The organism is Roseateles sp. SL47, assembly GCF_026625885.1.
GTDB lineage: Bacteria > Pseudomonadota > Gammaproteobacteria > Burkholderiales > Burkholderiaceae_C > Roseateles.
In genome coordinates this window covers 337,515-358,764 of the sequence record NZ_CP113068.1, presented here as the reverse complement: position 1 = coordinate 358,764, position 21,250 = coordinate 337,515, and the positions used below count along the sequence as shown (strand labels likewise).

General features: G+C 65.0%; 20 protein-coding genes. 11 read left to right on the top strand and 9 right to left on the bottom strand.

What is annotated here, in order from left to right; translation table 11 throughout:
- Positions 1-81: 81 nt before the first annotated feature.
- The 3 genes from OU995_RS01415 (at position 82) to OU995_RS01405 (ending at position 1,788) form a co-directional block, all read left to right on the top strand.
- Positions 82-1,095, top strand: a complete 1,014-nt coding sequence (locus tag OU995_RS01415; protein ID WP_267833565.1) for a LacI family DNA-binding transcriptional regulator — start codon at positions 82-84, stop codon at positions 1,093-1,095.
- A 216-nt stretch (positions 1,096-1,311) separates the two neighbouring features.
- Complete coding sequence (locus tag OU995_RS01410) at positions 1,312-1,542, top strand: hypothetical protein (protein WP_267833564.1); 231 nt, start codon at positions 1,312-1,314, stop codon at positions 1,540-1,542.
- 66 nt (positions 1,543-1,608) lie between these two features.
- Positions 1,609-1,788 (top strand): hypothetical protein, encoded by a 180-nt coding sequence (locus tag OU995_RS01405; RefSeq protein WP_267836431.1) that lies wholly within the window; start codon positions 1,609-1,611, stop codon positions 1,786-1,788.
- Positions 1,789-1,801: 13 nt separating this feature from the next.
- Here the strand turns inward: OU995_RS01405 and OU995_RS01400 are convergent, their stop codons facing one another.
- On the bottom strand, positions 1,802-2,089 hold the full coding sequence (locus tag OU995_RS01400; protein ID WP_267833563.1) for a hypothetical protein: 288 nt from the start codon (positions 2,087-2,089) through the stop codon (positions 1,802-1,804).
- 160 nt (positions 2,090-2,249) lie between these two features.
- Between OU995_RS01400 and OU995_RS01395 the strand changes: the two genes are divergently transcribed.
- Entirely contained in the window at positions 2,250-2,567 is a 318-nt protein-coding gene (locus OU995_RS01395; protein WP_267833562.1) for a hypothetical protein, read from the top strand.
- A gap of 26 nt (positions 2,568-2,593) precedes the next feature.
- On the top strand, positions 2,594-3,688 hold the full coding sequence (locus tag OU995_RS27400) for a sensor domain-containing diguanylate cyclase (protein WP_324288687.1): 1,095 nt from the start codon (positions 2,594-2,596) through the stop codon (positions 3,686-3,688).
- A gap of 42 nt (positions 3,689-3,730) precedes the next feature.
- Here OU995_RS27400 and OU995_RS01380 read toward each other — a convergent pair whose 3' ends face one another.
- Entirely contained in the window at positions 3,731-4,834 is a 1,104-nt protein-coding gene (locus OU995_RS01380; protein WP_267833561.1) for a catalase family protein, read from the bottom strand.
- 229 nt (positions 4,835-5,063) lie between these two features.
- Entirely contained in the window at positions 5,064-5,732 is a 669-nt protein-coding gene (locus tag OU995_RS01375; protein WP_267833560.1) for a hypothetical protein, read from the bottom strand.
- 340 nt (positions 5,733-6,072) lie between these two features.
- Here OU995_RS01375 and OU995_RS01370 point away from each other — a divergent pair, with 340 nt between their 5' ends.
- Positions 6,073-7,257, top strand: a complete 1,185-nt coding sequence (locus OU995_RS01370; RefSeq protein ID WP_267833559.1) for an acyltransferase family protein — start codon at positions 6,073-6,075, stop codon at positions 7,255-7,257.
- A gap of 9 nt (positions 7,258-7,266) precedes the next feature.
- On the opposite strand, the gene OU995_RS01365 is transcribed toward OU995_RS01370, so the two are convergent.
- Together OU995_RS01365 and OU995_RS01360 are read right to left on the bottom strand one after the other, a co-directional pair.
- Complete coding sequence (locus OU995_RS01365; protein ID WP_267833558.1) at positions 7,267-10,935, bottom strand: CheR family methyltransferase; 3,669 nt, start codon at positions 10,933-10,935, stop codon at positions 7,267-7,269.
- 276 nt (positions 10,936-11,211) lie between these two features.
- The gene (locus tag OU995_RS01360; RefSeq protein WP_267833557.1) at positions 11,212-11,487 is read right to left on the bottom strand and encodes a metal/formaldehyde-sensitive transcriptional repressor; all 276 of its coding nucleotides are present in this window, start codon (positions 11,485-11,487) and stop codon (positions 11,212-11,214) included.
- Positions 11,488-11,525: 38 nt separating this feature from the next.
- On the opposite strand from OU995_RS01360, the gene OU995_RS01355 reads away from it, so the two are divergent.
- From OU995_RS01355 to OU995_RS01345, 3 genes are all read left to right on the top strand, one after another.
- Positions 11,526-12,629 (top strand): cation diffusion facilitator family transporter, encoded by a 1,104-nt coding sequence (locus OU995_RS01355; protein WP_420714791.1) that lies wholly within the window; start codon positions 11,526-11,528, stop codon positions 12,627-12,629.
- Positions 12,626-12,766: a hypothetical protein gene (locus OU995_RS01350; protein WP_267833555.1), complete on the top strand. Its 141-nt coding sequence runs from the start codon at positions 12,626-12,628 to the stop codon at positions 12,764-12,766. The genes OU995_RS01355 and OU995_RS01350 overlap by 4 nt, the downstream gene beginning before the upstream one ends.
- 359 nt (positions 12,767-13,125) lie before the next feature.
- Positions 13,126-13,344 (top strand): hypothetical protein, encoded by a 219-nt coding sequence (locus OU995_RS01345; RefSeq protein WP_267833554.1) that lies wholly within the window; start codon positions 13,126-13,128, stop codon positions 13,342-13,344.
- 81 nt (positions 13,345-13,425) lie between these two features.
- On the opposite strand, the gene OU995_RS01340 is transcribed toward OU995_RS01345, so the two are convergent.
- From OU995_RS01340 to OU995_RS01325, 4 genes are all read right to left on the bottom strand, one after another.
- Entirely contained in the window at positions 13,426-13,983 is a 558-nt protein-coding gene (locus OU995_RS01340) for a cysteine hydrolase family protein (protein WP_267833553.1), read from the bottom strand.
- Positions 13,984-14,062: 79 nt separating this feature from the next.
- A complete protein-coding gene (locus OU995_RS01335) occupies positions 14,063-14,911 on the bottom strand; it encodes a hypothetical protein (protein ID WP_267833552.1) in 849 nt (282 codons plus the stop codon).
- A gap of 37 nt (positions 14,912-14,948) precedes the next feature.
- Complete coding sequence (locus OU995_RS01330) at positions 14,949-15,338, bottom strand: hypothetical protein (protein ID WP_267833551.1); 390 nt, start codon at positions 15,336-15,338, stop codon at positions 14,949-14,951.
- A 217-nt stretch (positions 15,339-15,555) separates the two neighbouring features.
- Entirely contained in the window at positions 15,556-16,266 is a 711-nt protein-coding gene (locus OU995_RS01325) for a YoaK family protein (protein ID WP_267833550.1), read from the bottom strand.
- A gap of 707 nt (positions 16,267-16,973) precedes the next feature.
- Between OU995_RS01325 and OU995_RS01320 the strand changes: the two genes are divergently transcribed.
- Complete coding sequence (locus OU995_RS01320) at positions 16,974-18,644, top strand: OFA family MFS transporter (RefSeq protein ID WP_267833549.1); 1,671 nt, start codon at positions 16,974-16,976, stop codon at positions 18,642-18,644.
- Positions 18,645-18,892: 248 nt separating this feature from the next.
- A complete protein-coding gene (locus OU995_RS01315; RefSeq protein ID WP_267833548.1) occupies positions 18,893-21,247 on the top strand; it encodes an FdhF/YdeP family oxidoreductase in 2,355 nt (784 codons plus the stop codon).
- Positions 21,248-21,250 lie beyond the last annotated feature (3 nt).

Below are 21,250 nucleotides of genomic sequence, written 5' to 3'. Positions count from 1 at the left end.
CGGGAGCGCAGCAGTTCAACGTCAAAGCAGAAAAGATGATTTGGTTACTCGATTTCCGTCGTCGCCGACTTGAGTCCGTTCATGCGTAAACGCCGGGCCACGGACCGACCCACGCTCGCCGATGTGGCGGCCCAGGCCGGGGTGTCGGCCATCACCGTGTCGCGTTTTTTCAATGAGCCGGCGCGGGTGGGCCAAGAAGCCCGGCTGCGCATCCAGACCGCCGTGGAGGCGCTGAACTACGTGCCCAATCTGGCGGCCGGGGGGCTGGCGTCGGCGCACAACAAGGTGGTGGCGATGGTGGTCCCCAACATCTCCGGGCCCATCTTTGCGCACACCCTGCAGTCGCTCTCCGATGGTCTGTCGTCGGCGGGTTATCAACTGCTGCTGGCCTCCAGCTATTTCTCGCTGGAGACGGAAGAGCGTGCGGTGCGGGCCTTCCTGGGCTGGCAACCTGCGGCGCTGGTACTTACCAGCCGGCATCACAGCACGGGCACGGAGCGCTTGATCGAGTCGGCCGGTGTGCCGGTGATTGAAACCTGGGACCTGGCCGCGCGCCGCAAGCCCTATCAGATCGGGTTCTCCCACCGTGAAGTGGGACGGGAGGGCGTGCGCTACCTCACTGGGCAGGGCTACAGACGGATTGCGTTTGTCCACAACAGCGCCGCCGGCGACCTCAGTGCGCAGGAGCGCTGTGAAGGTTATGCGGAAGCGCTGAAGGAATGCGGCCTGGAGCCGATGTTCTACACCCCCACGGAAGCCGACCCACTGGCCGCCGGGGCGCAGGCGCTGGATGCCTTGCTGGCCCGCAGCCGGGGCCGGCCCCGGGCCATCTTCTTTGCCAACGACAACCTGGCGTGCGGCGCAGTGCTGGCAGCCCAGCGGCAGCGGCTGTCCGTGCCGGACGATGTGGCGCTGTTTGGGTTTGGGGATTACGCCTTTTCCGACAAGCTGCTGCCCAGCCTCAGCACCATCCGTCCACCGGCCCGGGAGATCGGCGCCAGCGCGGCGCAGTTGATCCTGGCCCTGGCCGAGGGCCAGACCCCGCCCCGGATGACCGCCTTCCATTGCGAACTGCTGGCGCGCGAAAGCGCCTGAGCGGGAAGGCATGGGCCGGGCCGTCCCTCCCGCATCGACAGAAAAAAGTCCGCTTATTGCTGCGCTGCATCACGCTTTTCCATTGCGGTTTTTCATACTGTGAAGCAGCGCTGGGGTGTAAAACGCGGGCACGTCCACTCGCTGTGGTGTCGCACCGAGTGCCCTGCCGTGGTCTGTCAGCACCGCCCGTGGGCCGTCGGTTCCGGGCCCTTGTGTATGCAGCAGCAACAAAACCTCCGCCAACATAAAGGCCGCACCTACGTGCTGGCCGCCCGAGGCAACGGCCCCTTCCAGGGGCGCTTCATCCTGCGTGCTCAGGACGAAGGGCAGATGGACAACACCCGCTGGCATGAACTGGACGATGAATGGTCCAGTGAAGAAGAAGCCTTGCGACATGCGGATCAGGTGGCACGCCAGTACATCACCACATTTGCGGATCAGGCCTGAAGCTCGAATGCCTCGTTTGCAGATTACGTTGGCGGAGGAGGTGGCAAAAGAGATCTCACCCTGCATGTGGTGGCGAAGGGCAATGCCGACCTGTCGGCCCGCAGGGAAGCGCAGGCCGGAGCCCTGGAGCAGACAGCGTCCGCCATGGAGCAGCTGACTGCAGCGGTGCGCATGAGTGCCGACCATGCCAATCAGGCCAGCGCCACGGCGGTGTCGAGGGCGTTGGGCGCGCGGGGGAGCGCGTAAGGGAACGCTCCTGTCATTGACCCAGGCTGTTGAAGCGTCGCTCCGAGGACGGACTGCCGTGACCCTGACCCTGAGGACGGCCGGTTTGCAGGATCTCGATGGCGTGGCAGGCCGCCTCGGTGGCGTAGGTCAGCGCTTCGTTTTCGCTGCCCCAGACCGTATCCATCGATGGATGCAGTGCATCCACGTCTCCGGAGGCGCTGCCGTCCAGCAGGTGGAATCGGCCGTGCCAGGCGTCCTGGCCCACCGGCACGGCTTCGACCCCATAGGTCACGCCGCGATAGGTGCTTTCTTGTCCCATGGTGGGCTCCTTCGGGAAATGGATGGAAGGGGGGTGGCAAGTCGCGAGCCTGGAAGGGGGCGACGGAGACCAGTAGAACCACCCGGAAACATCCCGAAAAGCCTGGGCGCGCCGCCTGCCGGAGTGGCCTCAACTTCCCTCCAACCACCAAGGAATCCACATGAGTAGCCTGACTCGAATCGTAGTGCTCAGCGGCGTCGCCGCGCTGGGGTATTACGCCATGCGCGGCGCCCGCGCCTCGCTGAGCAGCGGCTGGCAACGCCACGGTGCGGACCAGCCGCTGTTGATGCCGAAGAGCGGTGGTGACGGCATGGCCGCCACGCCGCCCGCCGAGGGCATTTCCAGGGTCGCAGGGGTGGCCAATCCCGGCGAGGCCTTGCAACGCCACAGCCGCCCGGCCCTGGGCTTCCCCACCCGGGATTCCAACGACGGTGACGGGGTGGTTCCGGGGCTCGGAGACTACGCACGCGGCGCCTGAGGCCCCTCAGGCTAAGATCAGCGCGTTTGACGCTCTCGACGCGCTATATCTTGGATGCCCTGATTGCCCAGTTGTCCAGCACCGTTCCCACGGCCCGGAATCTTGAACAGCTCACCCGCCCGCTGCTGGACATGCTGGGGGCCGTCACGGGCCTCGAATCCACCTACCTGACCTCGGTGGATGAGCGTGGCGGCCAGCAGCAGGTGCGGCTGGCCCGCAACGCGGGCAGCCTCCAGATTCCCGAAGGACTGGTCGTGGCCTGGGAAGACACCCTGTGCAAACGAGCGCTGGACGAGGGCGTGGTCGCCTGCAGCGATGTGCCCGAGCGCTGGGGTGACAGCGAACCGGCGCGCCGTCTGGGTATTCAGACCTACGTCAGCACCCCGGTGCGGACGGAAGATGGCGCGCTGATGGGCACCTTGTGTGCAGCCAGTGCGCAGCGGCAGGAGGTCCGGCCCGAGGCGCTGTCGGTGCTGACACTGTTTTCTTCCCTGGTCGGCCAATTCATCGAGCGCGAACGCCTGGTGGAGGAATTGCGAGCGGCCAACGAACAACTGGCCACTTTCGCGCTGACCGATCCATTGACCGGCCTGCCCAACCGCCGGGCCCTGTTTGATGAACTGCAGCGGCTGATCCAGCGCGCGAGCCGGGATGGGTCCAGCCTGCTGGTCGGCTGCATCGATCTGGATGGTTTCAAGGCCATCAATGACCGCCTGGGCCATCAGGCTGGTGACCGCTTCTTGCAGGAAGTGGCGCAGCGCCTGTCCCTGGAGATGCGCGGGTCCGACATGCTGGCCCGGATGGGCGGAGACGAATTTGTGGTGGTCGGCCCTGGCGTCGACCTGCGGGCACGGCCTGCCAGTAGCGGGCCCAGCCTTGACCACGCAGACGCCTTGCAGGCCGCCCATACGCTGGAACAGCGGGCCAGCCTGGCCACGGTCGGCCGCTTCGAATTGGACGGTCAGTTCGTCCAGTATGGGGGCGCCAGCGTTGGTGTGGTGCCGCTCAATCCGGTCGGCCTGACCGCTGAGGAAGCCTTGCAACTGGCTGATGCGCGCATGTATGAGGTGAAACGGGCGCGCCAGCAGCAGCGTCTGGCAACGGCGGACGTTGCCAGCTGAAGGCGGTCGCGGCGCCGCCTGCGCGACCCTTTGCCGTAGGGCCTAGGCGCGACGCAGTTTCGGCTCGTGAATCGGGCAGCGGTTAAAAGCCCCCCGGAAGTGTCGCGACGCCGCGAGCACCACCTTGCGCGCCCGGTTCAAGGCGCCCAGCGGCCGGTGGGCCGCCACGGTGTGCCACGGGTCAAAGGCCAACTCATCTTCCTCCACCTGGCTGCGGCCCTGCAGCCAGCTCTGCTGAGGGGGCATCACCAGCGAGGCCACCGCCACAAACGGGCTCTTGTCCTGCGGCCATTCCACCGAGGCGTCCTCGATGGGCATGTGTTCCAGATCCGTGCAGAGTTGAACGCGCAGTTCCCATTCGGCCGGTGCGCCGCCGCCATCATGGAAGAAGGCGGAGATGGCGTGGCGTTGCGCGTCCTCGTCCTCACTGTCGAGGGGGCGGTCCGTCAGTGCCACCAGCGTTGGTGACACGGGTGCCAACGCGAACTTGGCCATGTAGGGACCGTACAGGAAAGGGGTCTGGGCATAGAAGGTATCGCCCAGCGGGTGCGTGGCGGGTTCACCGCCCATGGTCTTGAGCGTCTCGCTCTCTCCCCCAAACGCTTCGATCACTTTCTCGGCGGTGCGCAGCACGGTGGACAGCATCTCCTTGGCTTCAGGTGCCTTCTCGGTGGTGGTGGCGAGCAGCTTGGCATCCCGGAGAAACTCCTTGGGGCCCGGACGCGTGAAGGCCGGTGCGTTGACCATCAGGAAGTCCTGAGTGTCGTGGTCCCGCGATTCGGGGACCCGCTCGCCGGGAACACTCATCAGCTTGAGTGCGATGGCTCGCGGTGTGGACACCTGATCGGACAATTGTTCCGCCGGGGGGGAAGACATTCGCATGATGGCGTTGTACTCCCCGGGCTGCGCGAACAGGCCTTGTGCATAAGCGGGCGGCAGGTCCTTCAGCACGGTGAGCTTGCCGCGCAGCAAGGCATGACCCTTGGCATGAACGGCGCGGAAGGCATGCCCTTCATAGTCGGCCACCGTATGTGCCATGCCAAGGAAGACCTCGACCAGTTCGGTGATGGTGGCAATCTCGTCCGGCGCGGGCTGTTCCATGTCTGGCGTGAAGACAACCGGCTGGATGTCGGTGAATGGACTCATGCGAAGGCTCCAAGGATGCTGACGGGGAGCGCGGCAAGGTGCATGCCCGATGAATACGGGTGTTCCAGCGAAGCGATGATTCAAACACCAGTGACTGCTGTGGAGGGTATGAACTGGAGGAGATTCCAATGACGTCGTCCGCGATCCGTACGTGGCTCAAACGCTCCGAATCGAGGCGGTCCCTTCGATCGGCAGGTTCTTCACGGCAAGGTGATTCATTGGGTGCGGGCTATTTGGAAATTTCAGGCTCTTGAAGAATCAGGACTGCGGATATCCCATCAGGTAGCTGAATCGCTGCTAGGTTGAATATCTGAATTCGATAGGAGTGGCCGGGATGCATGGACTGAAACTGGAGCAGGTACTTGTTCCTTGAGCTTCGACCGCTCGTCTCTGGCTGAACCCGAGAGAGGTCCACCTCTTCGAAGGCAAATGAAGCGACCTTCTGGACGAGGTTGCGTGGATCCGTCCACACATAGGCCCACTGCCCGGGGACGTAAGAGACCCTGTCCCTGGGCTCCAAGGGAGTGACGAGCACCCGCAGACGTATTGGCAGCCCCAGCAACTTGAACTTGTGTGAATGCTCGTAGAGCTCAATGGAACTGGAGATTTTTCGCTTGGTTGGGTTGCCGTCTCTGAGACCTGTGACGCTGAACAGAGTGACCCCTCGCCACAGCTGAGGGTCACGGTTCCATGCGGGTGTGGCCTGTTGAAGTTGCCGTTCGTGGCGGTTGGGAACATCGTCCGAGAAGTTGAGCTTGAGATCGAGGTAAGGGCCTCTTCTCCTGGGAACTTTGATGACCTCATCAAAAACGGCACCCGTCTGATCAAACCTCAATGCCTGTCGGAAGAGGGGAGCATCCTGAGCCCATGTCTCCGGGGCCAGCAGGCTGGCAATCAAGGAGAAGGTGGCGTAGCGCCAAAGGCGCGGAAGCGCATGCAATCGAACCATCTTTTCAACCTCAGGCTTTTAACCCCACGCGGAAGGCAGCATCCGCTTCTTGCATTGACTTGGCGACCAGACGGTTTCTGGCGCAGCGATTGAGAGGATTGCGCCAAAGTCTGTCCCGGTGGAAGGCGATCCGCCATTGCAGTGACTGGTTGAAGAATGCAGGAGCAGACGATTGCAGTTGACAGCTGCGGGGAAGCGCTCATACATCGACTGCGTTGGGCCTGATATACATCGTGCGGCAGCTTGGGCGCGATTCCAGTGCTGACCCACCGGCCCCCAGGGACCCCAGATGAGCATCCCCCCACTGACTTCCCTTGCAGACCCCGCCCTTGGCCGCGCGCCCAAGAACCCTGGCCTGGACGCCTTGCGCGCCGCCATGACCCTGCTGGTGGTCTTCCACCACACCGCCATCACTTATGGCGCCATCGGCGGGTGGTTTTACAAGGAGGTGCTGCCCAACGACTCGCTGTCGTCCAAGGCGCTGATCTTCTTCTGCACCTTCAACCAGGCCTTTTTCATGGGCCTGTTTTTCCTTCTGGCCGGCTACTTCACCCCACGAGCCATCGAACGTCATGGCACCTGGCGCTATCTGCGCGAGCGATTTTTGCGTCTCGGCGTGCCGCTGCTGTTCTTCGGTTTTGTGCTGGGGCCCGTCACCATTGCATTGGCACAGACGGCCCATGGCGAGGAGGTTCTGACGACGCTCCAGTCCTTGTGGCGTGATGGCGAGTTCGAACGAGGTCCGCTGTGGTTCTGCCAGGCCCTGCTGATATTCGCGGGGGCGGCGACAGTGGTGCATGCATGCGTCCGGCGGCCCGCCTCCGTCCCTCGCTCTCCTTCCAACCTCATGCTGCTACTGGCTGCGCTCCTCACCGGCGCTGCCGCGTTTGTGCTGCGCCTGTGGTGGCCGGTGGGCACGCAGTGGTGGGGGCTGCAACTGGGCTATTTCGCGGGCTACATCACCCTGTTCTGGGCCGGTGATGCGGCCGCGTCCTCGCGTTGGCTGGAGCAGGTGTCCGCGTCGCAGATGTCGGTCTGGCGTCGTGTCATGTGGGTGACCTTGCCGGTGTTGCCGGTCCTGGCCCTTGTGGCCCCCGTCGTGCCCGCACTGCAAGGCCCGGCAGAAGGCGGATGGCATCCCCTGGCGGCTGTGTATGCGTTCTGGGAGCCTTTGGTGGCCTGGGGCGTGATCCTTCGCCTGCTTTGGCGATTCCAGCACTGGCCGGGGGCCGCTTCACCCCTGTGGCGTCGCTTGTCCGACCGGGCTTACGCCATCTTCGTGCTGCACGCACCGGTGGTGGTGGCCGTGTCACTGGCCTGGCAAGAGGTCCATGCACCACCGCTGATCAAGTTTGTGGTCACCGGCAGCGTCAGTTGCTGGCTGACCTACTTGCTGGCCGGCGCCTGGTTGGCGTTGTGGCGGCGGCTCACGGCGGGCCCGGCGGCACGGACCGTCCCCGCGCGCAGTGCCTGAGCCTCGCTCTCACGGCCGTCGGGTCAACCCGAGGCGTTCCATCAGGCGGTCAATGTCCACCGGCTTGGGCAGATGGTCATCAAAACCGGCGCTGATCGCAGCATCCCGGTCCTGCAGCGTGGCCAGACCGCTGAGCGCGATGGCCGTCGTGCGCAGCAACGGCGAGGTGGACGTTTCCGGCGAGAGGCCAGAGACCTGCCGTCGATGCTCCTGCTCCCGAAGCTCGCGGATCAGCGCATAACCGTCCGTGCCAGGCATGGCGACGTCGCTCACCAGCGCATCAAAGCGATTCAGTGCCAGCAGATCACGCGCCTGCGACACCGAGCCTGCCGTCAGCACCGAGGCCCCGGCCATCCGCATCACCTGTTCCAGCGCTTCCAGCGCATGTCCGTCATCGTCCACCAGCAGCAGTTGCAGGCCGGTGAGGTCCACCGGGCCATTGCTCGCCGCCGTCGAGGCGGGCGTCAGGTCCTGCCCCAGTTCCACCGCCGGGAAACGCACCGTCAATCGGGTGCCCCGTCCGGCTCCATCGCTGTGGGCCGCCACCGTGCCGCCATGTGCCATCACCAGATGGCGCACGATGGACAGCCCCAGCCCCAGCCCGCCGTATTCGCGGGTGCGGCTGATGTCCGATTGGGTGAAACGGTCGAAGAGATGCGGCAGCAGTTCCGGGCTGACACCAATGCCGGTGTCCGCCACCGCCAGCTCAATCATGGCGCCGACCCGATTCAGGCTCAGCGTGATCCGCCCGCCCGACGGCGTGAACTTGAGCGCGTTGCCAAGGAGGTTGGACACCACCTGCTGCACACGGCGTGGGTCACCCTGCACCCGCAGCGTTTCCTGCAGGCCCGACGCCACCAACTGGAGTTGCTTGGCCTGCGCGGCGGGCTGCAGACCCTCGATCACCGCGCGGGCGCTGGCCGCCAGATCGATCGGGCGCATCTCCAGCGCCAGGTGGCCCGAGGTGATGCGCGACACGTCCAGTAGATCATCGATCAACTGGGCCTGCGCCTGGCAATGTTTGAGGATGGTGCTGATGGCGCGGCCGGTTAAGGCCTCGCTCAGGGAATGACGCTCGTGGGCCTGCCGCAGCACGGACGCCCAGCCGGCAATCACATTCAGCGGCGCTCGCAGTTCATGCGAGACCATGCCCAGGAAGTCGTCCTTGGCCGTGTTGGCGCGTTCCGCATCCACGCGTGCATCCTGCGCCTGGTCGAGAGCACGCTTGAGCTGGTCGATGTCCTGGAAGGCAATCACGGCGCCGTCGATGCGGTCATCGGCCGTGCGGTACGCCCGCACATTCACCATCCACCAGCGTCGCTCGTTGTCCTGATACTCATGCTCGACCGACGTGAGGCCCTGCACGGCGGCCTGCACCAGGTGCTCCAGGTCGCCCAGCGAGAAACGGTTGCTGACGGCGCTCAGCGGCTGGCCGATGTGTTCTGCCGCCAATCCGAACAGCTGCGCCGCTTGTGGTGAGGCATGGCGCAGCTTGAGTTGGCGGTCCAGCAGCACCACTGGCAACGGAATGCCTTCCACCAGATTGGTCAGGTCGTCGTTGACCAGATCCAGCTGGTCATTGCGCGACTTGAGCTCTTCATTCAGCGACAGCAGTTCCTGATTGGCCGACTCCAGCTCCTGCTTCGCACTCTGCAATTCCTCGTTGGCGCTCTGCAGCTCTTCATTGGTGCTGAGCATCTCCTCATTGGCGGTGCGCAGCTCTTCATTGGCCGACTCGAATTCAATGACGACGGTCTTCAACTGGGCCTGGGTGGCCTCCAGTTCGTCGGACAGCGTGGTCACCGTCCGCTCCAGTTCATCCATGCGCGCACGCGGCGGCTGCGACGGCAGCACGATGGCTGGCCCGGTTTCATCCACCTGCGGAGCCAGCGTCACCAGAAAATGCGGTACCGCTGCCTTCGTATCCACCGGCAGCACCTCCAGCACATACCGCCGTTCCATGAACTGCACCCGTTCGCGGCGCACCGGCCCAGCCGTGCGTTTGGCCTCGATCAGCGCGGTGCGCACCGGCACATTCAGCTCGGTATGCAGCAGCCGCGGCAGGGCCAGCGTGGCTTCGCCGGAGGCCGGGGCGATCAAGGCGGCCACATCGCCGCGGAACTGCACCACATCCCCATTGGCATCCACCACAAAACCGGGCGGCACATACCGGGCCAGGGCCACGCGGTTGACCGCATCAGCCAACAGATCGGGTGCCGGCTGCGGCGTCTGGCGGGGCGCTGCACTTTCGCTGGCCCAGGGGCGCAGCGCATCAATCGGGAACAGCGGCCGTTGCCGGCGTGCCGACGTGAGCTTGCGGTAGAGATGCGGTGCGCCCGCGTGCTCGAAGCCATCGGCCAGCGAGGCAGCTTCCGCACGGCCCAGCACCAGCAGCCCATCGGGGCGGCAGGCATAGTGCAGCACTTCCAGCACATGCTGCTGCGCTTCCTTGCGCAGGTAGATCAGCATGTTGCGGCAACTGATCAGCCCCAAGCCGGAGAACGGCGCATGCGTCAGCAGGTTGTGCCTGGCAAAGACGCACATTTCGCGCAAGTCCTTGCTGACCAGATAGCCGCCGGAGGTGACGTTGAAGGCCGTGTCCCGGAAGGGCTCGGGCACGTTCTCCACGGCAGCGGCGCTGTAGCGGCCCGCGCGTGCGGTTTCAATCGAGGCCTCGTTGATGTCGGTGCCGAAGATCTGCACCCGGCGATTCACCCCTTCGGTCTGCAGCGCATCCCGCAGCAGCATGGCGATGGTGTAGACCTCCTCCCCGGTGGAGCAGGCCGGCACCCAGATGCGGATTGGATCGTGGCGCAGTTCCAGCAGCTTGGGGATCACCGTCTGCCGCAGCACGTTGACGAATTCGGCGTCCCGGAAGAAGGCAGTGACGCCAATCAGCACGTCGTCCCTCAGCGCGGCGGCCTCCTGGCCGTCCGCTCGCAGCAGTTGGAGATAGGCCGGCACGTCCCGGTTCTTCTGCAGCAGCACCCGGCGCAGGAAGCGACGGCGCAAATTGACGTCCTTCACATAAGCGAGGTTCACACCGGTCTTCTGCTGAACGATGGCCAGTGCGGTTTCGAGCGCATCGGCGTTGGTCGCGACAGGGCCTGCGTCAGTGTCGTGCTGTGGGTCTCCAAAGCGTTTGACCAGGGCCGGCGCAATCTCGGCCGGCGGCAGCACCTGCTCCACCAGCCCGGTATTGATGGCTGCGGTGGGCATGCCGTCGTGTTCGGCGGTGTTGGGAGCCTGCGCAATGACGAGGCCACCGGCGGAGCGCAAATCGGCCAGTCCGGCAGCGCCGTCCCGCCCGGAGCCGGAGAGCACCACCACGGCCGCATGCACGTCCGGGTCCTGGGCCATCGAACCCAGGCAGACGTCCAGGGGCAGGTGCGGCCCCGGCTGGCGGCGTGTTAAACGGAAATGGCCATCCAGCGCATGGACCAGCGCGTTCTCCGGCAGCACGTAGACATGGTCGTGCTCGATCTTGGTCAGATGCTGCAGCCGCTTCACTGCCAGCGGAGTGCGGGTCTGAAGCAGCTCGTCCAGATGGGACTCGATGTCAGGTGGCAAATGGGTGATGACCAGCACCGCAAAGCCTGGTGCGCTCGGCAGACCGGACAACACGGTACTCAGCACTTCGATGCTGCCGGCCGAGCCGCCCAGGACAACGACACGCACTACCGGATTCTGGTCTGGGTCCACCCCTGTGCCCCTTGTGGCTGTGAATTGGCTGTGAATTTGGCGGCCCGAGTCTACCGTTGTGCCGCTCGGGAGAACCGAGCATCAGCCCTCCCGCGCACCGCCCTGCGAATGGGACAGATGGGATCGATGGACGCCCCGGCCTTGCGAACGCTGTCAGGCCGGATTCACATGGAGCAGGCAGCGTGCCCGGTGGGCGTGCGCCGTGTTGAAAGAGGGCGCTCGTCGCCGCAGAGCGCACCTCCGATGCGGCCATCAACGAAGATAGGACTTGATGATCCTGGTGACGGCTTCGGCATCGGCCAGCCGCGTCTGTTCGTTAACGTCCGGAGCGGCCAGATGCTCGCGCAGATGGCCTTCCATCACCTCGGCCATCAGTCCGTTCACCGCACCGCGGATCGCCGCAATCTGCTGCAACACGTCGATGCAGTCGTCTTCGTTCTCGACGGCCCGCTCCAGCGCACTGGTCTGGCCCTGGATGCGGCGGATGCGGCCCAGCAGTTTTTTCTTTCCGGTGATGGTGTGTGCCATGGGGTCATTCTAGGAGGATGAATATACTGGGGGGGAGTATGTCTTCGCCTATTGCAGCGCTTACCGTGCCAGACACCCCACCATCCCTCGCACCCTCTGCCGCACTCTCTGCCGCACCCCACCAGCACACCCACCTCTTTGACGAGGGCAACCCGCTGGCCGAGCGCAACACGCGCTGGGCGGTGCTGCTGACCGTGGTGATGATGGTGGTGGAGATTGCGGGCGGTTATGTCTTCAACTCCATGGCGCTGCTGGCGGACGGCTGGCACATGAGTTCGCATGCGGTGGCGCTGGGGGTGTCCGTGCTGGCGTACGGTGCCGCAAGACGCTGGGCCCGGGATGGGCGATTCGCGTTTGGCACCTGGAAGATTGAAATTCTGGGTGGTTTCAGCAGCGCACTGCTGCTGGTCGGGGTGGCCGTGCTGATGGTCGTGCAGTCGGTGGAGCGGCTGATCTCGCCCAGCCCGATCCATTACGAGCAAGCCGTTGCGGTGGCGGCGTTGGGTCTGCTGGTGAATCTGGCGTGTGCGTGGCTGCTGCGTGGGGGGCATGATCATCACGGCCACGGCCACGGCCACGGCCACGGCCACGGCCACGGCCACGGCCACGGCCACGGCCACGGCCACGGCCACGGCCACGGCCACGGGCATGACCATGACCATGACCACCCCAACGAGGAAGGGAACCACTCTCCCCATGGCCATGAGGACCTGAATCTCCGGGCCGCTTACGTTCACGTCCTGGCCGATGCCGCCACCTCCGTGCTGGCCATCGCGGCGCTGCTGGCGGGCTGGTATTTCGGTGCCGCCTGGCTGGACCCGGTCATGGGGGTGGTGGGGGCGGTGCTGGTGCTGGTCTGGGCGCGTGGCCTGTTGATCGACACCGGGCGTGTGCTGCTGGACGCCGAAATGGACGCACCGGTGGTGCAGGAGGTGCGGGAAGTCATCGCCACCAGCCCCTGGCCGGCCAGCATCGCCGACCTGCATGTATGGCGCGTGGGGCGTGGCCACTATGCCTGCATCCTGTCGGTGGTGACGGCCACGGACGCCCAGCCGGAAGATTTCAAGCGACTATTGGCCGTTCATGAGGAATTGCGTCACATCACGGTCGAGGTGAACCGCGCCACAATCGCGGCCCTATGAAAACCAACTATCTCCTCGCCGCCATCCTGGTCTCCAGCACCCTCGGTGCATTCATCAGCAGCCGCTCGATGAAGACCGTGTTCTGCCTCATTTCGGCGGTGATCGCACTGTATGCCTTGCTGCGTCAGGTGATCTGACCTCACAGGACGGACTCGCTCCCTCCATCTCCTTCCGTTGGGGGAGAGGGGGCGCGCCTCACGCAGGGGCGATTTGTTGTCCGCTGCGCCCTGCAAAACCGTCCCGCCATCTCCCCCTGTTTCCCGCGCTTTTTCTTCGCTTTCCTCCGCTTTCGCCCGCTTTCCCCCCAGTTTTCGCTCACTTTTCCCCTGCTTGTCACAGGCATCCGGGGCCTGCCGGAGGTCTCCCGGCTGCCGTCCACCCGGGCGCCTTCCACCGTCCGTCCCGAGGGGCTGGCGGACGGCCGGGTACACCCTATGGTGGGATGGCACGTCCATCGGCTCCGCCCGATAGTGGCGGCATGAGGGGAGATCAAGACATGCGACACCGATTCGCCAACCATTCCGTGGCGCTTCACCACCACCAGTTCAGCTTGGTGATGCAACGCATCCTGCGCCAGACCGAAGTGCTGATGCAGCGTCGGCTGACCACCGCCGCTTCGCAGTCCGAAGCGGAGCATCCGTCGCTGGACGGCCTGGAAGTGACCGAATCCACCTGGGACGACTGGGCGGAAGTGGTAAACCACGGCCAGAAGTGAGTTTGAAGTGAGCCTGGGCTCACTTCATTGCCGACAAGAGGGATCCAGCGCGCAGGCGTGAGCCACCCACCAAGGCGAGGCTTAGCCTTCCTGGCGAGAGAAGACGATCTCCGCCGACGGCCGGGCCGACATGGCCGGACCGAAGCTGGTCAACTGACGCAGGATGCGGGTGTGGTGCGCCGAGATCTGCGCGGCGGTCAGCGCACCGTCGTCGATGGTGCTGTGAGCGTCCTCGGCCAGCGTCACGTCATATCCAGATGACAGTGCCCGCCGCACGGTGGTGTCCACGCAGTAATCACTCTGCAATCCACAAATCACCAGATGCCGGATACCGAGCATGCGCAGCAGCGCATCCAGGTCGGTCTTGTGAAACGAATCGGGGGACGTCTTGCGGATGCGCGGATCCCCCGGTTTTGCCACCAGGCGATGATCCAATTGCCAGGCTGCAGAGCCGTGGCGCAGGCCATTGCCCTCCTCATCTTCGTGCTGGACGAAGATGACCGGCACATGGGCGTCCCGGGCGCGCTCACTCAGCCCGTTGATGCGGGCCGTCACCTTGTCGATGTCAAAGCACGCGTAGGTGCCATTACACAGCAACTGCTGAACATCGATCACAAGAAGGGCAGTGCGAGGCGTCATGATGAAGCGGGCCGATGGCGTTGCTGAAATCCAAGCTCGCCAGCATACGCGTCATCGACGGGCCGGGCCGTCACTTGCTTCAGGTCGGCAATCCGGCCTTGGCCCGCTGCATCTGCTTGGCAAACACCTGCTCCATCGGCTTCTTCTCCGGCAGCACGTACACGATGCCGCCGCGCTTGCCCATGATGGGCCACAGCTGGTTTTCGAAGAACTTCACCGGCATGTTGATGCAGCCGTAGCTGATGCGGTTGTCCTTCGGTGTGGGGGAGGCCAGGCGTTCCAGTCGCCGCTCCGCAGGGGTGGTGACCCGTACGCGATGCATGGACACCGCCGCGTCATAGTCCACCCACAACACATCTTCATTCAGTGCATTGCGGCCGGGTTGCGCCACAAATCGCCCCGCCGCCGTGGTGCGTTCAGACGGGCGCACTTCCGCGATCGGTCGCAGGCCGATACCGGCCACGCTGTCGTCACCGGCGGCGTAACCCAACAGCACCGGCGTGGAGCCCGCCAGCTTGCCGTCCGGGTAGAACACAAACACCTGGGCCTGGCGTTTGTCCAGGATGGCGAAGGGGCGTCCGCCATGGTCATAACCGGCCATCACCCAGCCCGCCAACTGACGTGCTTGAGCCGATGCCTTGACCTTGCCGAAATCCGCCTTGCCGCCCAGCACCACCGGGTGGCGCGGTGGAATCTGCCCGGCTGCTCGCAGCGGCCCGGCGGCCTGGGCCACAGGAGGCTGTTGGACCGCACGCGCCTGTTTCATCAGATAGGTGGCGGCCGGCCACGCGAGCAGCGCAGCCGCCAGGCCCAGCGCCAAGCCTTGGGCTGCCCAAGCTGCACGCTCGCGGATGGAAGGAGCAACCGGCGGAGCCGGCTCCTTCGGTGGTTCATCACCGCTGAAATATCCACTCGAAGCACGCAGCATGGCGCAACCTCCAGGCCGGCATCAGACCCAACGCCGCTTAATTGCGGTCAGCCCGCGGCGCTGGGGTACCGGCCGAGGTGGGCTCGGTCGGCAGCGGGTCCTGCTGGGAAGCAGCGTTCTGGTTTTGCCAGGTGTTGTCCTGGGTCTGGGCCTGCTGCGAGGTCAGCGACTGGTTGGACTGTGACTCGCTGTAGGTCTGCTGCTGCGGGTTGGCGCTGCTGGCGGCCGGGTCCTGGGACTGGGCCATGCTTTGCTCGGCCGGCACCGCCTGCTGCGACGGGTCGGTCATGGGGGACCCAGGCTGCTGTGCCGATTGGGTCTGCGTGGTGTCGGGGGTGTTCTCGACTTGCGCATAGGCCAGCCCCAGCACGCTTGCAAAAGCGGTCAGGGCGACGGCACCGGTCACAAGGGATTTGGTCGGGTTCATCAGTCTCTCCTTCAGGCTTGAATGGCTAAGCCGATCGCTGGATCGGGCAGGAACAACTGTGGACCTTGCGCCGCGATCTGTGCGTGAGTTGATGCCGTCAGCGCTTGTAGGACAAAAGGAAGAATTCAGGGGGATGCAGATGGCAGGTAGATGGCAGGTCCGCCCAGCGCCCAAGCATGGCCGCCTGGCGGTGCCTTCACCATCCCCAACTTCCATCCTAGGCGGCAATCCCCTTCCACGCCAGAAATGCCACGGCCCCCACGGCGGGCACCAGCGCCAGCCATCCCACCTGCACAAAGGCCAGCGCGCCCAGAATGGCGCCCGCGCCAAAGGCCACGATCGGCCACAGCATCTTCTGCACCCGGCCTTTCACCTCCGCCGTGCCATGCCCCAGCAGCAGATCGGTGAGGTCCAGCACCAGCTGCGTCACATTGCCGGTCATCACGGTGTGCGGCGTCAGCTTGCTCAGCAGGAGGCGTCCCATGCCGTTCTGCAGGCCCATGGCGGCGGCGCCCAGCAGGCCGGCCGTGATGGCCAGTGGATGCTCAGCGCCGCGAATCGGGTGGCCGTAGAAGCCCGCCAGCATGAAGGCCAGCAGCAACAAGGCCTGAAGGCCCAGGATCACCCGCACCGCCGGATACCCCCGGCGCTCACACCAGAGGGAGATCAGTCGGGAGGCCGCCACCGCCAGAATGAAGGCCGGAAAGGCCAGCAGCTTCAGCAGTACGCCATGGCCAGGCCGCGCCAGCTCCGCGCCGATCAGCACGAAGTTGCCGGTGACATGGGCGGTAAACAGCCCGAACAGGGCCACAAAACCAAGGGTGTCGACATAGCCACCAACGGCCGCCAAGAGCGTCGCGCTCTGGTTGGAGGACAGCGGGGTGGCCCCCTCAGGGACCGGAATGACGGAAGGGGGAAGGGTGCTCATGAGAACTGCGGGTCAAAAGTGGACCCCTGCATCGTGAACGCATGCCCGGCCATCGTCTTATCCCATTCGGGCACGGTTGCGCATCCACCCATCCATGGAGCGGCAGCAGTCACTTCCCCGCCGGCGAAGTTGTCATTCGCCGAATCGATGGCAGGGGTCGCCTACACGCCCAAAACTTCGCGATCTGAACAATAGGCATCCTCCCTAGCCCCGGAAATGCCCTGATACGTGCTGCATCGAGATGGGCTGGAAATCCCTCAGCACGGTGCATGGGGCCTGGCAGCGTCTGAATCGGCCGAAGCCGCATGCCGTCGGCTGAAGCACCCCCTCGCACGCCCACCGCGATGGGCATAAACAGTGCATACGCGATCCGCACGGAGTTGTGCAAACGTGCACAAGTTGTCGTTTGAACGCCATATACGTCCGTACGAACTGTGGGGTTGTGCGTTTTCGTCAAAACGAGCGGTCAATATGTGCGCTTCCGCGCTGAGCAATTCAATCTTTACCGGATGTAACGAGTGAGTGGTTCCTAACGGAAACGAGCTTCGAGCCCTTGTCAGCTCGGAGTTCTACGTATGTCGCGGGGGTGCGAAACCTCCATGATGCGCGCCCTGGCTGGCGGCGGGAGGAGGGTCCCGCACGCTGGTGTAGTAACCGAAGTAACCGAAGAAGAGGCCCTTGGCCCATTCATCATTTCAGGAGGACCCATGTCTTCAGTGTTGACCGACCCGAGCGTCGCGCCCAGTGGCGCGAGCTGGCTGAGCAAGGAGCGCACGATTGCCGCGCCTGGCTTCAACCGCTGGCTGGTGCCGCCCAGCGCCCTCGCCATCCATCTTTGCATCGGGATGGCCTATGGCTTCTCGGTGTTCTGGCTGCCCCTGTCCAAGCTGATGCAAACCGCCGGTACCGGCGCGGCCTGCGGCAAGGACGTGAGCTTCCTGGACCAGCTGTTCACCACCCAGTGCGACTGGACGGTGACCACCCTGGGCCTGATGTACACCCTGTTCTTCGTGTTCCTGGGTTGCTCTGCCGCCATTTGGGGCGGTTGGCTGGAACGTGCCGGTCCGCGCAAGGCGGGTCTGGTGAGCGCTGTCTGCTGGTGCGGCGGCATGCTGATTTCGGCGCTGGGCATCCATACCCATCAGCTGTGGATGATGATTCTGGGCTCCGGTGTCATCGGCGGTATTGGCCTGGGTCTGGGCTACATCTCGCCGGTGTCCACCCTGATCAAATGGTTCCCGGACCGTCGTGGCATGGCCACCGGCATGGCCATCATGGGCTTCGGCGGCGGCGCGATGATCGGGTCCCCGCTGGCCGTGGAACTGATGAAGTCCTTCTCCACCCCGACCGACTCGGGCGTGATGCAGACCTTCATCGTCATGGCGCTGATCTATTTCGCCTTCATGGTGGCGGGTGCCCTGGGCTACCGCGTGCCGCCGTCGGGCTGGAAGCCGGAAGGCTGGACGCCGCCGGTGGCGCAGGCCGGCAAGGCCATGGTCACCCAACGTCATGTGCACGTGAAGAAGGTCTGGGGCATTCCCCAGTTCTGGCTGGTGTGGATCGTCCTGTGCATGAACGTGAGCGCCGGCATCGGCGTGATCGGCATGGCCAGCCCGATGCTGCAGGAAATCTTCGGTGGCTCGCTGATTGGTGTGGACGCCAAGTATGCTGAGCTGGACAAGACCCAGCTGGCTGCCATTGCTGGCATTGCCGCCGGTTTCGCCGCGCTGCTGAGCCTGTTCAACATCGGTGGCCGCTTCGTCTGGGCGACGCTGTCGGACAAGCTGGGCCGCAAGCTCACCTACACCGTCTTCTTCGTGCTGGGTGGCCTGCTGTATGCCAGCCTGCCGAGCAGCGCCGCTGCCGGCAACAAGGTGGCCTTCGTGGGCGCCGTGTGCGTGATCCTGTCGATGTATGGTGGTGGCTTCGCCACGGTTCCGGCCTACCTGGGTGACCTGTTCGGCACCCAGATGGTGGGCGCCATCCACGGCCGTCTGCTGACGGCCTGGGCTACCGCCGGCATCCTGGGCCCGATCGTCGTGAACTACATGCGCGACTATCAACTGGGCCTGGGCATTCCGCGCGAGCAGGTCTACAACCAGACCATGTACATCCTGGTCGGCCTGCTGGTGATCGGCCTGATCGCCAACCTGCTGGTGCGTCCGGTGGCCGACAAGCACTTCATGTCCGACGCCGAACTGGCGGTGGAGAAGCAGCTGGCCAGCGAGCGCGCAGCCGCCAACGAAGTGGGCAGCGGCCCTGGCGCTGGCAAGGCCACGCCGACCGTGCTGGTGGTGCTGGCCTGGGCCGCCGTGGGCATTCCGCTCGGCTGGGGCGTGTACCGCACGCTGCTGACGGTCGCCAAGCTGTTCGCCTGACCCTGCTGCTGACCCGGCCTGCCGCCCTGGACCCGTTCCGGGCGGCGAGGGCCGGGGCATGACCCTTCGCGAGCGCGTCCAAGCGCTCGCAGCTATTCTCAGCTTCGCCCCGTCGGCGGCCAGTTGTCGGCGCCGCGGGGCGAGTTTCGTTAGGGAGCCTGGACGCAACGCGGGCCGCCGCGGCCCTCCGAGCCGCCGCCGCCGCTGCATGGCTTCCCTCCGTGATTGACGCCACTGCCGAGGACCGGATGAGCGAACAAAAAATCCACTTCTACAAGGGCCCCGCCGGTGGCTGGGGCGCATTGCGCAGCGTGGCCAAGCATCTGCAGGAGCAGGGCATTGCCGTGAAGGGCGCCAAGACGCTGCTGTCGGCCAACCAGCCCGATGGCTTCGACTGCCCCGGCTGCGCCTGGCCGGACCGCGACCACCGCTCCACCTTCGAGTTCTGCGAGAACGGCGCCAAGGCGATTTCCGCCGAAGCCACCGCACGACGCGCCACGCCGGACGTGCTGAGCGCCCACACGGTGAGCTGGCTGGCCGAGCAGTCCGACTACGACCTGGAAAACATGGGCCGCATCACCGAGCCCATGGTCTACGACGCCGCCTCGGACACCTACCAGCGCACCACCTGGGACGCCGCTTTCGAGCTGATCGCGACCCGGCTCCAAGCGCTGTCCCATCCGGACGAAGCCCTGTTCTACACCTCGGGACGGGCCAGCAATGAAGCGGCCTTCCTCTACCAGCTGTTTGTGCGGGAGTTCGGGACCAACAACTTCCCGGATTGCTCCAACATGTGCCATGAACCCAGTGGCCAGGGCCTGAAGCCCACCATTGGCATCGGCAAGGGCACGGTCACGCTGCATGACTTCGAGAAGGCCGACGCCATCTTTGTCTTCGGCCAGAACCCCGGCACCAACCACCCCCGCATGCTGGGCGAGTTGCGCGAGGCTTCCAAGCGCGGTTGCAAGATCGTCAGCTTCAACCCGCTGCGCGAGCGCGGCCTGGAGCGGTTTGCCGATCCGCAGAGCAAGATGGAAATGGCGACGCTGGGCAGCACGCCGATTTCGTCGCACTACTTCCAGCTGCGCATTGGCGGCGACATGGCCGTGATGAAGGCCCTGTGCAAGCGGGTGCTGGAGCTGGACGATGCCGCCGTGGCCGCCGGCCGCGAGCGCGTGCTGGATGTGGCCTTCATCGAAGAGCACACCGCCGGCTTCGAAGCCTTTGCCGACAGCATCCGTGCCGAAGCCTGGGAGACCCTGGAAGCCGAATCCGGCCTCTCGCAGGAGCAACTGTGCGCGGCTGGCGACCTGTATGCCGAATCCAAGCGCGTCATCATCTGCTGGGGCATGGGCATCACCCAGCACCAGCATTCGGTGGCCACCATCCAGCACATCGCCGCTTTGCTGATGCTGCGCGGCAATCTGGGCCGTGAAGGCGCGGGCGCCTGCCCGGTGCGCGGCCACAGCAATGTGCAGGGCGACCGCACCATGGGCATCTATGAAAAGCCGGCCCCGGCGTTTCTGGACCGCCTGGGCAAGGTCTTCGGGTTCGAGCCGCCCCGCAAGCATGGCTACGGGACGGTGGAAGCGATTCAGGCCATGCTGGACGGCAAGGCCAAGGTCTTCATCGCACTGGGCGGCAATTTCGCTTCCGCCACGCCGGACACCGCCGCGACCTGGAAGGCGCTGCGCAACACCGAGCTGACGGTGCATGTCACCACCAAGTTCAACCGCAGCCACACCATCCACGGCAAGGACGCCCTGGTGCTGCCTTGCCTCGGACGCACCGAGATCGACATGCAGGCCGGTGGCCCGCAAGGCGTGACGGTGGAAGACTCGATGAGCATGGTGCACCTCTCCAGCGGCATGAATGCGCCGGCCTCGGAGCATTTGCTGTCCGAGCCGATGATCGTCGCCCGCATGGCGGCTGCCACGCTCCAGCACAGCAAGACGCCGTGGTTGTGGCTGGTGGAAGACTACAGCCGCATCCGCGACAAGATCGAGGAGGTGTTCGACGACTTCAAGGGCTTCAACGAGAAGATCAAGACGCCCGGCGGCTTCCGTCTGCGCAACACCGCCAGCGAGCGGGTGTGGGCCACACCGGCCGGCAAGGCGACGTTCATTCCCTACGCCCTGCCGACCGACACACCGGTGCATCAGGCGCGCGAGCGCATGCGCGAGCACAAGACGGTGGTGTTCAACCTGGCCACCGTGCGCTCGCACGACCAGTACAACACCACCATCTACGGCATGGACGACCGCTATCGCGGCGTCTGGGGCCATCGGCGTGTGGTGTTCATCCATCCGGAAGACCTGAAGGCCATCGGCATGAAGGCCGGCGAGTGGGTGGACATCACCAGCGTCTTCAGCGACGGGCAGGAGCGCCGGGCCGAGAAGTTCGTGCTGATCGAGTACGACATCCCGCGCGGCTGCCTGGCCAGCTACTTCCCCGAGACCAACGGCATGGTGCCGCTGTCCAGTGTGTCGATCGGTGCGGGCACGCCCACATCGAAGTCGATTCCGGTGGTGCTGACGTTGCGTCCGCAGGACACGCCGATCCCGCAGGAACAGGCGCGCTCGATCGAAGGCGCTCCGGTCTGAGGG

Bases quoted from the DNA above. Each gene is read 5' to 3' on its own strand.
- OU995_RS01415 (WP_267833565.1), top strand. From the start codon at position 82: ATGCGTAAACGCCGGGCCACGGACCGACCCACGCTCGCCGATGTGGCG.
- OU995_RS01410 (WP_267833564.1), top strand. From the start codon at position 1,312: ATGCAGCAGCAACAAAACCTCCGCCAACATAAAGGCCGCACCTACGTG.
- OU995_RS01400 (WP_267833563.1), bottom strand. From the start codon at position 2,089: ATGGGACAAGAAAGCACCTATCGCGGCGTGACCTATGGGGTCGAAGCC.
- OU995_RS01395 (WP_267833562.1), top strand. From the start codon at position 2,250: ATGAGTAGCCTGACTCGAATCGTAGTGCTCAGCGGCGTCGCCGCGCTG.
- OU995_RS01380 (WP_267833561.1), bottom strand. From the start codon at position 4,834: ATGAGTCCATTCACCGACATCCAGCCGGTTGTCTTCACGCCAGACATG.
- OU995_RS01370 (WP_267833559.1), top strand. From the start codon at position 6,073: ATGAGCATCCCCCCACTGACTTCCCTTGCAGACCCCGCCCTTGGCCGC.
- OU995_RS01360 (WP_267833557.1), bottom strand. From the start codon at position 11,487: ATGGCACACACCATCACCGGAAAGAAAAAACTGCTGGGCCGCATCCGC.
- OU995_RS01355 (WP_420714791.1), top strand. From the start codon at position 11,526: ATGTCTTCGCCTATTGCAGCGCTTACCGTGCCAGACACCCCACCATCC.
- OU995_RS01350 (WP_267833555.1), top strand. From the start codon at position 12,626: ATGAAAACCAACTATCTCCTCGCCGCCATCCTGGTCTCCAGCACCCTC.
- OU995_RS01345 (WP_267833554.1), top strand. From the start codon at position 13,126: ATGCGACACCGATTCGCCAACCATTCCGTGGCGCTTCACCACCACCAG.
- OU995_RS01340 (WP_267833553.1), bottom strand. From the start codon at position 13,983: ATGACGCCTCGCACTGCCCTTCTTGTGATCGATGTTCAGCAGTTGCTG.
- OU995_RS01335 (WP_267833552.1), bottom strand. From the start codon at position 14,911: ATGCTGCGTGCTTCGAGTGGATATTTCAGCGGTGATGAACCACCGAAG.
- OU995_RS01330 (WP_267833551.1), bottom strand. From the start codon at position 15,338: ATGAACCCGACCAAATCCCTTGTGACCGGTGCCGTCGCCCTGACCGCT.
- OU995_RS01325 (WP_267833550.1), bottom strand. From the start codon at position 16,266: ATGAGCACCCTTCCCCCTTCCGTCATTCCGGTCCCTGAGGGGGCCACC.
- OU995_RS01320 (WP_267833549.1), top strand. From the start codon at position 16,974: ATGTCTTCAGTGTTGACCGACCCGAGCGTCGCGCCCAGTGGCGCGAGC.
- OU995_RS01315 (WP_267833548.1), top strand. From the start codon at position 18,893: ATGAGCGAACAAAAAATCCACTTCTACAAGGGCCCCGCCGGTGGCTGG.